Origin of the sequence: Lapillicoccus sp., from assembly GCF_036559105.1 — a bacterium.
GTDB lineage: Bacteria > Actinomycetota > Actinomycetes > Actinomycetales > Dermatophilaceae > Lapillicoccus.
Map to the genome: position 1 here is coordinate 17,499 of NZ_DATBTV010000164.1, position 12,150 is coordinate 29,648.

13 protein-coding genes are annotated in these 12,150 nt (G+C 70.5%); 8 read left to right on the forward strand and 5 right to left on the reverse strand.

The window, feature by feature from the left end; translation table 11 throughout:
- Positions 1-11 precede the first annotated feature (11 nt).
- Both VIG79_RS19620 and VIG79_RS19625 read right to left on the reverse strand, forming a co-directional pair.
- Positions 12-845 (reverse strand): carbohydrate ABC transporter permease, encoded by an 834-nt coding sequence (locus VIG79_RS19620; protein WP_331888794.1) that lies wholly within the window; start codon positions 843-845, stop codon positions 12-14.
- Positions 845-1,783 carry a carbohydrate ABC transporter permease gene (locus VIG79_RS19625; RefSeq protein ID WP_414672659.1) on the reverse strand — a complete coding sequence of 313 codons (939 nt, stop codon included), beginning with the start codon at positions 1,781-1,783 and terminating at the stop codon, positions 845-847. Before VIG79_RS19625 ends, VIG79_RS19620 begins: the two co-directional genes overlap by 1 nt.
- 162 nt (positions 1,784-1,945) lie before the next feature.
- On the opposite strand from VIG79_RS19625, the gene VIG79_RS19630 reads away from it, so the two are divergent.
- Positions 1,946-2,671, forward strand: a complete 726-nt coding sequence (locus VIG79_RS19630; RefSeq protein WP_331888772.1) for a sensor domain-containing protein — start codon at positions 1,946-1,948, stop codon at positions 2,669-2,671.
- 12 nt (positions 2,672-2,683) lie between these two features.
- Here VIG79_RS19630 and VIG79_RS19635 read toward each other — a convergent pair whose 3' ends face one another.
- Entirely contained in the window at positions 2,684-3,118 is a 435-nt protein-coding gene (locus VIG79_RS19635) for a nitroreductase family deazaflavin-dependent oxidoreductase (RefSeq protein WP_331888774.1), read from the reverse strand.
- Between the two features lie 83 nt (positions 3,119-3,201).
- Here VIG79_RS19635 and VIG79_RS19640 point away from each other — a divergent pair, with 83 nt between their 5' ends.
- Positions 3,202-3,645, forward strand: coding sequence for a hypothetical protein (locus tag VIG79_RS19640; protein ID WP_331888776.1), 444 nt, complete (start codon positions 3,202-3,204; stop codon positions 3,643-3,645).
- Here the strand turns inward: VIG79_RS19640 and VIG79_RS19645 are convergent.
- Positions 3,599-5,071 carry an amidase gene (locus VIG79_RS19645; protein ID WP_331888778.1) on the reverse strand — a complete coding sequence of 491 codons (1,473 nt, stop codon included), beginning with the start codon at positions 5,069-5,071 and terminating at the stop codon, positions 3,599-3,601. The two genes, VIG79_RS19640 and VIG79_RS19645, sit on opposite strands and share 47 nt — an antisense overlap.
- Positions 5,072-5,222: 151 nt before the next feature.
- Between VIG79_RS19645 and VIG79_RS19650 the strand changes: the two genes are divergently transcribed.
- From VIG79_RS19650 to VIG79_RS19675, 6 genes are read left to right on the forward strand one after another with little or no spacing between them, the layout of a single operon-like run.
- Positions 5,223-6,758: an ABC transporter substrate-binding protein gene (locus tag VIG79_RS19650; RefSeq protein WP_331888780.1), complete on the forward strand. Its 1,536-nt coding sequence runs from the start codon at positions 5,223-5,225 to the stop codon at positions 6,756-6,758.
- Positions 6,759-6,807: 49 nt separating this feature from the next.
- Positions 6,808-7,758: an ABC transporter permease gene (locus VIG79_RS19655; RefSeq protein WP_331888782.1), complete on the forward strand. Its 951-nt coding sequence runs from the start codon at positions 6,808-6,810 to the stop codon at positions 7,756-7,758.
- Entirely contained in the window at positions 7,755-8,648 is an 894-nt protein-coding gene (locus VIG79_RS19660; RefSeq protein ID WP_331888784.1) for an ABC transporter permease, read from the forward strand. The genes VIG79_RS19655 and VIG79_RS19660 overlap by 4 nt, the downstream gene beginning before the upstream one ends.
- The gene (locus tag VIG79_RS19665; RefSeq protein ID WP_331888786.1) at positions 8,645-10,561 is read left to right on the forward strand and encodes an ABC transporter ATP-binding protein; all 1,917 of its coding nucleotides are present in this window, start codon (positions 8,645-8,647) and stop codon (positions 10,559-10,561) included. Before VIG79_RS19660 ends, VIG79_RS19665 begins: the two co-directional genes overlap by 4 nt.
- A gap of 26 nt (positions 10,562-10,587) precedes the next feature.
- Complete coding sequence (locus VIG79_RS19670) at positions 10,588-11,400, forward strand: SDR family oxidoreductase (RefSeq protein WP_331888788.1); 813 nt, start codon at positions 10,588-10,590, stop codon at positions 11,398-11,400.
- 6 nt (positions 11,401-11,406) lie between these two features.
- The gene (locus VIG79_RS19675) at positions 11,407-11,778 is read left to right on the forward strand and encodes a DNA polymerase ligase N-terminal domain-containing protein (RefSeq protein ID WP_331888790.1); all 372 of its coding nucleotides are present in this window, start codon (positions 11,407-11,409) and stop codon (positions 11,776-11,778) included.
- On the opposite strand, the gene VIG79_RS19680 is transcribed toward VIG79_RS19675, so the two are convergent.
- A partial coding sequence (locus tag VIG79_RS19680) for an aldo/keto reductase (protein WP_331888792.1) occupies positions 11,775-12,150 on the reverse strand: 376 nt, incomplete at its 5' end. The genes VIG79_RS19675 and VIG79_RS19680 overlap by 4 nt on opposite strands.

Sequence of the window (12,150 nt, forward strand, 5' to 3'; positions counted from 1 at the left end):
CTTTCTGTGGGTCAGCCCTTGACCGAGCCGGAGAGCATGCCGGACACGAGCTTGCGCTGGATGATCGAGAAGATGATGAGGCTGGGCAGGGTGGTGATGAGAGCGGTGGCAGCGAGGGGCCCGAGGTTGACGGAGCCCTCGGCACCGACGTAGCGCGCGAGCAGGAGCGGCGCGGTCTGCAGGGCCGGGTCCTGGATGATGACCAGGGCGAAGAAGAACTCGTTCCAGGCGTTGATGAACGCGAACATCGACGTCGCCACCAGGCCGGGGAGCAGCAGCGGGAAGATGATCGCCCGCAGGATGACGAACCGGTTCGCGCCGTCGGTGGAGGCCGCCTCCTCGAGGTCGCGGGGGATCGCGGCCACGTAGCCCTGGAGCATCCACAGGGTGAAGGGCAGCGCCCAGACGACGTAGACGATGACGAGACCCGGCAGCGTGTTGATGAGGCCGATCTGCTTCAGCACGATGAAGACCGGGATGACGATGAGGATGAACGGGAAGACCTGGCTGGTGAGGATCCACCCGATCGACACGTTCCGGACGGCGCTGCGGTAGCGGGCGATCGCGTACGCCGCAGGCAGGGCCACCAGCGTGGTGATGACCGCGGTGGCCACGGCCACGACGAACGAGTTCCGTAGGGCGCCCGGGAGCTGGCTCTCGGCGAAGGCCACCCTGAAGTTGTTCCAGGTCCAGTCCACGGGGAAGAGCGTGGGTGTCAGCTGGGACAGCTCGGCCGGCGGCTTGAACGCCGTCGAGACGAGCCAGAGCAGGGGGAAGCCGAGGAAGACGACGTACCCGAACAGGACGACGTACTGCGCGGCGCGGACTCCGGGGCTGGTGCGCATCACACCGCCTCCTTCAGCTGGCGCCACAGGTAGGCGCCCATGATCGCCATGATCACGATGACCATGGCGTTGCCGAGCGCCGCGGCGTACCCGAACTCGCCGTTGCCGAAGGCGCGCTGGTAGGCGAAGAGCATGGGCAGCTGGGTCCGTCCCCCGGGGCCGCCCTCGGTGAGGACGTACACGAGGCCGAACGAGTTGAAGTTCCAGACGAAGTCGAGCGACGAGATGGCGATGGCGATGGGCCGCAGTGCCGGCCACGTCACCGTGCGGAACCGCTGCCACCCGTTCGCGCCGTCGAGGGCGGCGGCCTCGTGGAGCTCGTACGGCGTGTTCTGGAGACCGGCGAGCAGGGTGACGGTCGTCTGGGGCATGCCCGCCCAGACTCCGACGACGATGACCGCTGGCAGCGCCAGCTCGAAGCTGCCCAGCCAGTTGATGTTGGTGTCGATGATCCCGAGTCCCTTGAGGACGGCGTTGAGGATGCCGGCGTCGGGGTGGTAGATGAGCTTCCACAGGATCGCGACGATGACCGACGGCATGGCCCACGGCACCAGGGCCAAGGGGCGGACGAGCCACTGGAACCGCAGGCCCGCGTTGAGCAGCAGGGCCAGCCCGAGGGCCAGGACGAACTGGAGAATCGTCACCGAGAAGGCCCAGATCAGGCCGACCTTGAACGAGTTCCAGAAGACGTCGTCCTTCAGCAGCCGGACGTAGTTGTCGAGGCCGTTGAAGTGGTAGTCCACCTGGTAGCCGGCCTGGGCGTCGGTGAAGCCCAGCCAGATCCCGTTGAGCAAGGGGTAGACGCTGAACAGCACGACCGGCACCAGGCTCGGCAGGAGCAGGAACCACAGCGCTCGACGGTTCGCTGTGGCCTGCGTCGGCGGCCGTTTGGGTGGACGCGTGTGGGTGGGCTGAGGAGCCTGGCTCACCACCGTCATGCGTCCCGTCCCGTCCTCGTCGCCGGAAACTGTAAACGTTTACAGTTTGTCGTGACAGAGTGTGCCAACGACCGGGCCGACCTGTCAACCAGGGTTACGAAACCGTTGCCGGAGAACGGTCGCCGACGGGTTCAGGGCGCTCGCTCGGGGTAGCGTCGCCGCGTGAGGTCATCCACCGGAGCCGCCGTGGTCGCCGCCGTGGTCGTTGCCGCCGGGTGCTCGGGCCCGGCACCGTCGACCGGTGGGGCCACCTCGTCGCCGGCGTCGACGTCGCCGGCGTCGACGTCGCCGGCTGGCGCGGAAACGCGTTCGCCGGAGGCGCTCAAGGGCGCGCTGCTCGGCGCTGCGGACGTCCCGGCCGGGTGGACCGTCTATGCCGGGCAGCCGACGGGCACGGTGACGGCTACCTCGTCGGTCACGGCGGCGGACCCGAGGTGCGCAGGCTTCCTGGAGCTGGTGAAGGATCCCCCGAACCCGTTGCCCCCGAACCAGGTCGAGGTCGAGTTCGACGGTGGAGACCTCAAGCCCCCGTACGTCGTCGAGTCCGTGGAGGCATACCCCTCGGCGGCCGCCGCGGCCGCCCAGCACGCGAAGCAGCAGCAGGACGTCGCGTCGTGCGCTCAGGTCAGCTACACGGTCGAAGGCGGAACCTCTCCGGTCAACGTCTCCGCCGAGTCGGCCCCGACGCTCGACGTCCCCGCGAGCGGGATCCGGCTGGCCGCTCAGGGTGGTGGGCTGTCCGGCTACGAGGCCCGCGTCGTCAACGCCCAGGTGGGGGACACCTTGGTGTCACTGACGTTCCTCAAGGCGACCGAGGACCAACGGGATGCCCTGACCAAGGCCGCCGTGGCCAAGGTCACCAAGGCGCTCGCGACCCCCGCGAGCTGACCGAGCCGAGAGTCAGCGCGGCTCGAGGAGGAACAGCGGGATGAGGCGTTGCGTGCGGACCTGGTACTCGGCGTAGGGCGGGAAGGCCTCGACCGCCCGGACCCACCAGTCGAACCGTTCCTTGCCCTCCAGCTCGCGCGCCCGCGCGGCGAAGGTCGTGGTGCCGTCCTGCACCTCGACGTCGGGGTCGGCCCGCAGGTTCCAGTACCACTGCGGGTGCTCCGGCGCCCCGCCCTGGCTGGCCACGATGACGAGCACGCCGTCGTGCTCGACCCGCATCAGCGGGACCTTGCGCAGCGCGCCGGTCCTGGCGCCGCGCATCGTGACGACGACGACGGGGCGCCCCTGGCGGTCCACGACGTTGGTGTCGCCGGCTGCCTCGATCCGGGTCACGTCGTCGCGCGCCTGGGGACGCGGGCTTGGGGCGTAGTCGCCCTGGAGGGTCATGGCGTCATCCAACCACTGCGCACTGTCGGGGCCCTGTGGACAACCGACGGGGTACGCGCGGTGCTCGCGCCAGGCTGGTCGGCATGAGCTTCGAGGACCTTCCCGCCGACTGGCCGCAGCGACCGGTGACCGACTCCGAGATCACCGCCGACCTGCTCGACCTCATCGTGGGCGAGGCGGACCGTGAGTCCGGCGCCCTGGGCATCCTGCTCTGCGGGCCCGGTGGTCGACTGTTCCAACCGGTCGTGGTGTCGGCGCCGCCGGCGGAGATCGGGATGGAGGACCACCGGCGGGCGTTCGACGTGATGTGCGAGGCCATGGGCCGTCTCGACGACGGCAGGCCCGGCATGCTCGTTGCGGTGGCCCGACCGGGGAGCCGGCACATCAGCACCGAGGACCGGCGATGGTGCGACGCCGCGGTGGAGAGCTGTGCCGCTCACGACGTCGAGCTCTTGGGCGTCTGGCTCATGACGCAAGAGGTCATCCGGCCGTTGCGGCTTCGCGCGTCCCAACGTCGGTCGGCCTGACGCGTGCCGTCGCCCGCTGCCGGATCGGCCAGTCCGGTCGCGCGGACTCGGGCCGGGCCGACTCCCACCAGGCTGCCGCCCGCAGGACTCCGATGTCGTCGAACCGGCGGCCGGTGACCTCCAGACCGATCGTCCGTCCGTCGTCGGTGAACCCGGCGTTGACCGAGATCGAGGGTTGGCCCGACAGGTTGGCCGGCGCCGTGAAACCGATGTGGACCATGCCGCGGTCTCGGTCGCCGAACGGCATCGGCCACTCGGCGGGGAAGGCAGGGACGGGAGCGACGGGGGAGAGCACCACGTCGAACGGCAGGGTAGCGGCGACCGACCTCTGCTGGATGTCCATGATGCTCTGGTAGCAGGCCAGCACGTCGCGACCGGACACGTCGGCCGCCGCCTCCACCCACCGACGGATGAACGGCAGCACGCGGGTCTGACCATCGGGCGTCAACGCCTGGAAGTCCTTCCACGAGCGCACCCGCCAGAACGTGTCCAGGTCGCCGAGGAGCTCGTCGGTGAGGAAGGGCGCCAGGGGTTCGACGACGGCGCCGGCCTCCGCGAACGCCTGAGCCGCGTCGGCCACGGCCTCGGCGACCTCGGGATCCACGGGCATCCCGCAGCCGGCGTCGAGCATCAGTCCGACCCGCAGCCCGCCGACGTCCGTGGCCGCCGGGCCGATGGCGTCCCACGGCAGGTCCGAGGGCGGGAGCGCGGTCCAGTCCCGGCTGTCCGGGCGGCTGAGGACCGACATCATCAGGGCCGCGTCCTCGACCGTCCGGGTCATCGGACCGGCCACCCGGCCCAGGTAGGGGGTGTCGAGCGGTACTCGTCCGAAGCTGGGCTTGAACGCGGCGAGGCCGAGCCACGTTCCGGGCAGCCGGATCGACCCGCCGATGTCTGTCCCGACGTTGAGAGGCGCGTATCCCGCCGCCGCGGCCGCTCCGGCACCGGACGACGACCCGCCGGTGGTCAGCGCCGGGTCCCAGGGGCTGCGGGTGACACCGTGCAGGCTCGAGACGCCGGACGAGAGCATCCCCCAGTCGGGCATGACCGTGGACCCGACGATCACCGCCCCCGCCTCGGTCAGCCGCTCCACGACGGGCGAGCTGCGCTCGGGCACGACGGGGACGACGCCCGCGTTGCCGGCCGGCATGGGCACGCCGGCGCGGGCGAGGTTCTCCTTGACCGTCGCGGGCACGCCGTCCAGCGGTCCCCGCGCCTGGCCGCGCCGCCAGCGTTCCGTGCTCTGCACCGCGTCGGCCGTGGCCGACGCGTCGGCGCGGTCCCACAGGGCGTTGAGCCCAGGCTCGGCGTCGTCCGTCACGGCCAGAACGGCCGCCACCACCTCGGTGGGGGAGAGGCTGCCGTCGGCGTAGGCGGTGCCGAGCTCGGCAGCGGTCAGTCGGGCGATCTCCCACGCGTCGCGCATCTCACCCTCCTCTCGCGCCGACGGACACCCGCGTCACTGTAACGATGCGTTCTCGGAGGCCCCCCGGGCCGGTGGAGGTGGATCCGAGCGCTACTAGGGTTCGGATAAACCTCCACCGGCGGAGGGACCGCCGCTGACGGACGGAGATGTGATGTTCACTCGCGCTGGACGAATCGCCACCGGGGTCGCGTTGCTCGCCCTCGCAGTGAGTGCCTGCACCGCCGGGTCGTCGACGAACTCCGGCCCGACCGGCGGCGCCACCGGGGGGTCCGGCGGCGGCTCGGCCGGGTCGATCAGCATCGGCCTGGTCGCGGAACCCGCGAGCCTCGACTTCACCAAGGTCGACGGCGCGGCGATCCCCCAGGTTCTGCTGACCAACATCTACGAGACGCTGGTCAAGCAGGACCAGGACGGCAAGATCGTCCCGAGCCTGGCCACGGCGTGGAAGGTCTCCGACGACAAGAAGACCTACACGTTCGACCTGACGCCGAACGCGAAGTTCACCAACGGCGACCCGTTCACCGCCGACGACGCCGTCTTCTCGATCAACCGGGTCAAGACCGACTGGACCATCTCGCTCAAGTCGGCGATGAACGTCGTCGCCGACGCCAAGGCGGTGACGCCGAACCAGCTGCAGGTGACGCTGAGCAAGCCCAGCAACGACTGGCTGTTCCGGATGACCACCCGCATCGGCGCCATGATGGACCCCAAGGGCGTGGACGCGCTCGCGACCAAGCCGGTCGGCACGGGGCCCTACGTCTTCGACACGTGGAACCGCGGCGACTCGATCACCCTCAAGGCCAACTCGGGCTACTGGGGGAAGCAGCCCGCATACTCGACCGTCGTCCTCAAGTACTTCAAGGACGGCACCGCGCTCAACAACGCGCTGCTGACCGGCACCATCAACGTGATCGGCACCGTGCAGGCGCCGGAGTCCCTGGCGCAGTTCACCGGGAACAGCAAGTACCAGGTCATCGAGGGCACCACCAACGGTGAGGTCGTGCTGTCGTTCAACAACGCGAAGGCGCCGCTGACCAACCTCAAGCTGCGCCAGGCGATCCGCACGGCGATCGACCACAAGGCGCTGATGGACACCTGCTGGGCGGGCAAGGGCACGCTGATCGGCAGCATGGTCCCGCCGACCGACCCCTGGTACGAGGACCGGACCGGCGACTTCCCCTACGACCCGGCCAAGGCCAAGGCGCTGCTCGCCGAGTCGGGCACCGCGACGCCCACGCTGCGCCTGCGGGTGCCGAACCTCCCGTATGCGGTCGCCTGCGGCCAGGTGGTCAAGAGCCAGCTGGAGCAGGTCGGCATCACCGTGAACCTCGACCAGCTCGAGTTCCCGGCGGCATGGCTGCAGACGGTGTTCAAGGACCACGACTATGACATGTCGATCGTGGCCCACGTGGAGCCGCGGGACCTGCCGGCGGTGTTCGGGAACCCGCAGTACTACACGCAGTACAACAACCCGCAGCTGCAGGCGGACATCGCGGCCGCGGACGCCGGCACCACCGACGAGCAGGTGACCTACATGAAGAAGGCCGCCCAGGAGCTGTCGCAGGACGCGGCCGGTGACTTCCTGTTCCTGCTGCCGAACCTCATCGTCGCCGACAAGGGGATCACCGGGCTGCCCAAGAACGCGATCACCGAGTCGTTCGACCTGTCAGCGCTCGCGAAGGGGTGAGCCACGCCGTCGGGTCGCGGCCGGGAGGCGAGCGCGTAGGGTCGGCGACGTGATCCTCCGAGTCCTGCAACGGCTCGGGATCCTCGTCGTGAGCCTGCTCGCCAGCTCGGTGCTGGTGTTCGCCTTCATGGCGGTGCTGCCGGGTGACCCCGCCCGAGTTGCCCTGGGGGTCAACGCGAGCGACGAGGCGGTGGCCCAGCTCCGGGCGCAGTTCGGCCTGGACCGGCCGATCGTCGTGCAGTACCTCGACTGGCTCGGTGGGCTGGTGACGTTCCGGCTCGGCAACTCCTACGTGAGCGGTGCGGCCATCGCGCCGCAGGTCGCAGACCGGCTTCAGGTGACCCTGTGGCTGGTGCTGACCGCGACGGTCATCGCGACGCTGATCGCGATCCCCCTGGGGGTGCTCGCGGCGGTGCGTCACCGGAAGCCGTCCGGGCTCGTCATCTCGGCGATCTCGCAGGTCGGCGTCGCGGTCCCCGCCTTTCTGGCCGGCATCCTCCTGATCACCGTCTTCGCGGTGCAGCTCGGGTGGCTCCCGGCGAACGGGTGGACGCCGCCGGTCGTGGACCCGGGGATGTTCGTCAAGCAGCTGATCCTCCCGGCTCTGTCGCTCGGGCTGGTCCAGGGCGCTGTGCTGACGAGGTACGTCCGGAGTGCGGTGCTCGACGTCCAGCAGGAGGACTACCTGCGGACGGCCCGCGCCAAGGGGCTGTCGCCGATGGCGGCGATGCGGCGGCACGGGCTGCGCAACGCGGCGATCCCGGTGGTCACCGTGCTGGCCCTCCAGCTGGCCACCCTGCTCGTCGGTGCGGTCGTGGTCGAGCGCGTCTTCGTCGTGCCCGGGCTCGGCAGCCTGCTCCTCGACGCCGTCGGGCAGCGGGACCTCAAGATGGTGCAGGACGTCGTCATGGTCATCGTCGTCGCCGTCCTGGTCATCAACGTGGTCGTGGAGCTGCTCTACGTGGTCATCGACCCCCGCCTTCGGGTGGGTCAGCGATGAGCACCGGGTCCGAGGTCGGGCCCGCGAGCGAGCCCCAGCCGGAGCCCGCCGCGGCGCGCCGCGCTCCGCGTCGCCGGCCGCTCGGCGCGACCCTGGTCGTCGGCGGGGTTCTCGTGGCGCTGATCGTGCTGATGGCGCTGGTGTCCTACGTGTGGACGCCGTGGGACCCGACCTTCGTCAACGCGGCGGACCGGTTGCAGGGGTTCTCGTCGCGGCACTGGCTGGGGACGGACAAGTTCGGCCGCGACATCTTCTCCCAGATCCTCATGGGGGCGCGGACCACGCTGTTCGTCGGCGTGGTCGCGGTCGGGGTGGCCGCGGTCATCGGCATACCGCTCGGGATCGTCGCGGCGATGGCGTCGCGGTGGACCGGCGAGGCCCTGATGCGCGGCAACGACCTGCTACTCGCGTTCCCCGCGCTGTTGCTGGCGATCATGTTCAGCGCGATCTACGGCGGGTCGACGCTGGTGGCCATGGTCGCGATCGGGATCGCCACCGTGCCGAGCTTCGTGCGGCTGGTGCGGTCGGGTTCGCTGCAGGTGATGCACTCCGAGTACGTCCTGGCCGCCCGCGCGGCCGGACGGCGGCCGTTCGCCATCGGGCTGAGACACGTGCTGCCGAACGTCGGGCCGCTGATCATCGTGCAGGCGTCCGTCGCCTTCGCCATCGCGGTCCTGGCCGAGGCGGCCCTGTCGTTCCTCGGTCTCGGCACCCCGCCGCCCACCCCGTCGTGGGGCCGGATGCTGCAGGAGTCCCAGGAGCTGCTGTTCATCGCGCCCCGGCTGTGCATCATCCCCGGCATCGCGATCGCCGTCGCCGTGCTCGGGTTCAACCTGCTCGGGGACGGCCTGCGCGACTACCTCGACCCTCGGTTGGACGATCGGCGATGAGCGCCCTGCCCCTCGCGCCGCCGCAGGACGCGGTCATCGACGTCCGCGACCTCGGTGTGCGCGTCAACGACACCGACCTCGTGGCCGACGTGTCGTTCTCCATCGGCCGGGGGGAGCGGGTCGGACTGATCGGCGAGTCCGGGTCGGGAAAGTCGCTGACCGGGCTGTCGCTGATGGGGCTGCTGCCCGAGGACCTCGTGGCCTCCGGTTCGGTGCGGCTGCCGGGCTCGGACCTCGAGGTCGTCGGCGCCGGCGACGCGGCCCTGTCCCGCGTGCGGGGGCGGGACGTCGCGATGGTGTTCCAGGAGCCGATGACGGCGCTGAACCCCACCATGCGCGTGGGGGAGCAAGTGGCCGAGGCGCTGTTGATCCACGACACGGTGCCCGACCGGAAGGCCGCGCATCAGCGTGCCGTGGACCTGCTGGCCCAGGTTCGCCTGCCCGAGCCGGCCGAGACGGCCCGCGCCTACCCGCACCAGCTGTCCGGCGGCCAGCGGCAGCGGGTGGTCCTCGCCATCGCCCTCGCGAACGACCCCGCGCTGCTGGTCTGCGACGAGCCGACCACTGCGCTCGACGTGACCGTCCAGGCGCTCGTCCTCGACCTCATCGTGCGCGGGGTCGAGGCGCGGGACGCGGCCCTCCTGCTCATCACCCACGACCTGTCCGTGGTGGCCACCGCGTGCGAGCGGGTTCTCGTGATGTACGGCGGGCGCATCGTCGAGGCCGGTCCGGTGGAGGAGGTGTTCCGCCGGCCGCGGCACCGCTACACGCAGGGCCTCATCGCGGCGTCGGACCTCACCAGCGAGGCCGGTCGCCGGCTGTGGACGATCCCCGGTTCCGTGCCACCCGCGGGCGAGTTCCCGGACGGCTGTGTGTTCCGCAACCGGTGCACCTTCGCCACCGACGAGTGCGCTGTGCGCCCGGCCTGGACGGGTCCCGACCCGTCCAGGGGGTATGCGTGTCACCACCCAGCCGACTCCACCTCGCCGTCTTCCCCGACTCGTGCTCTGGACCGACCCGAAAAGGGGTCGGTCCAGAGCACGAACCGGAAGAAGCGAGCCGGGTCCGATGAGCCGGGCATCGTCGTCGAGGACCTCGTCCGGGACTACCAGCGACCGCGGACATCCCTCACCCGCCCCGGACAGACCGTCCACGCGCTCCGGGGCGTGAGCTTCCAGGTCACGGCGGGGGAGCGGTTCGGCATCGTCGGGGAGTCAGGGTGCGGCAAGTCCACGCTGCTGCGACTGCTCGCCGGACTGGACCGGCCCACCTCGGGCCGGGTCGTCGTCGAGGGGACCGACATCGCCCCGCTGCCCGAGCGGCGCCTCCAGTTCCTGCGGGAACGCCTTCAGATGGTGTTCCAGGACCCGATGAGCTCGCTCGACCCCCGTATGCGCGTCCGGGACATCGTCGCGGAACCCCTTGTCGCCCAAGGGAGCCGGGCTCCTCAGGCACGGGTCATCGAGCTGCTGACCGAGGTGGGACTGTCCGAGTCGGCGGTGCACCGATACCCGCACCAGTTCTCCGGCGGACAGCGGCAGCGCATCTCGATGGCCCGGGCGCTCGCGCCGTCCCCGGGCATCCTGCTGGCCGACGAGCCGGTCAGCGCGCTCGACGTCTCGGTGCGCGCACAGGTGCTCAACCTGATCAGTGACCTCGTCGACGAGCTGGACCTCACGCTGGTGTTCGTCTCGCACGACCTCTCCGTGGTCCGCCACCTCTGCGACCGCGTCGCGGTGATGAACGCCGGCGAGATCGTCGAGACCGGGACCGTCGAGGAGATCTGGCGGGACCCGCAGGACCCCTACACCCAGCGGCTGCTGGCCGCGGTCCCCACCATGGCGCGGGCGCTCGCCGGTGAGACCACCGCCGAGTTGGCCGCGACCGAGCTCGCCTACGTCACGGACGCCTGACCACCCATCCACGACAGGAGGACGACATGTCCGAAACCGCGCCCGGTGCGCCCCGACCCGACTACAGCCGGCTGTTCCGCCTCGACGGGCGGACGGCCCTGGTCGTCGGCGGCGGCAGCGGCATCGGCCGAGAGGGCGCGCTGGCGCTGGCCGCCAACGGCGCCACGGTGATCGTGGCCGACAAGAACCTCGCCGCGGCGGAGGAGACCGTCACCCTCGCCCCCACGGGCGGCGGCGGCGAGCTGTCCGCCTACGAGCTCGACGTCCTCGACGAACCGGCCGTCATGCGTGCGGCCGCCGACCTCGGCGTGATCGACGTGCTCGTCTACAGTGCCGGACGCAACGTGCGCAAGCGAGTCCTCGACTACACGAGCGAGGAGTTCGACCTGGTCATCGGCCTCAACCTGCGCGCGGCGTTCACCTGCGTGCGGGCGTTCGCCCCGGGGATGGCCGAGCGGGGTCGAGGCAGCATCATCGGTCTCGGCTCGATCCGGTCGGTGACCGTCGAGCCCGGGCAGAGCATGTATGCGTCGACGAAGGCCGGGCTGCTGCAGATGTTCCGCACCGTGGCCGCCGAGCTGGGGCCGCAGGGGGTCCGGGCCAACACCGTGGCGCCGGGCATCGTCCGCACCCCGCTCACCGGCCCCATCCTCGACAACCCCGAGTGGGAACGGGCCTACGCCGAGAAGAACGCGTTCCAGCGGTGGGCGACACCGGACGAGATGGCCGGCGCCATCGTCTTCCTTGCGTCCGATGCGTCCTCCTACGTCACGGGTGCGCAGATCCTCGTCGACGGTGGCTGGACCGCCATCGACGGCCGGTACACCCCGCCGAGCTGAGCCGCGTTGGCCCCCACGACGCCTCGTCCGGTCTTCGTCCTGCACGACCACCGCAAGCCGCGACCGCACTTCGACCTGCGACTGGAGGAGGACGGGGTGCTGCGGTCGTGGGCCGTCCCGCGTGGACTGCCGACGACAGCGCGGCAGAACCGGCTGGCGATCGCGGTGCCCGACCACGACCTCGACCACGTCGACTACACGGACGAGCACAAGTTCATCGCCGACACCGGCTGGTGGCAGGAGGAGTCGCGCGACGACCGACGGATCGTGTTCGTCCTCCACGGCCAGAGCGGCGCTCGACGCTACGCCCTCATTCACACCGGCGAGGACTGGCTGCTCCACCTGACCAAGGAGCAGCCGGCCGCGGACGCGTCCTAGAGAGTCGAAGAGCGCTGCCAGAGGTTGATGCCGGCGTCGACCGCATACCGGTCGATCTTCCGGAGCTCCTCGGCAGAGAACTCAAGGTTCTCCGTGCTCGCGAGACTGTCCTCGAGCTGGGCGACGCTGGACGCCCCGATGAGCACCGAGGTCACTCGGACGTCGCGGAGGACCCAGGCGAGGGCCATCTGCGCGAGCGACTGACCGCGGGCCTTCGCCAGCCGGTTGAGAGACCGGATGTGCTTCATCGCCGACTCGGACAACAGCGACGGGTCCAGCGACTTCCCTTGCGCCGCACGGGAACCGGCCGGTATGCCCTTGAGGTACTTGTCGGTCAGCATCCCCTGGGCGAGCGGTGAGAACGCGATGCAG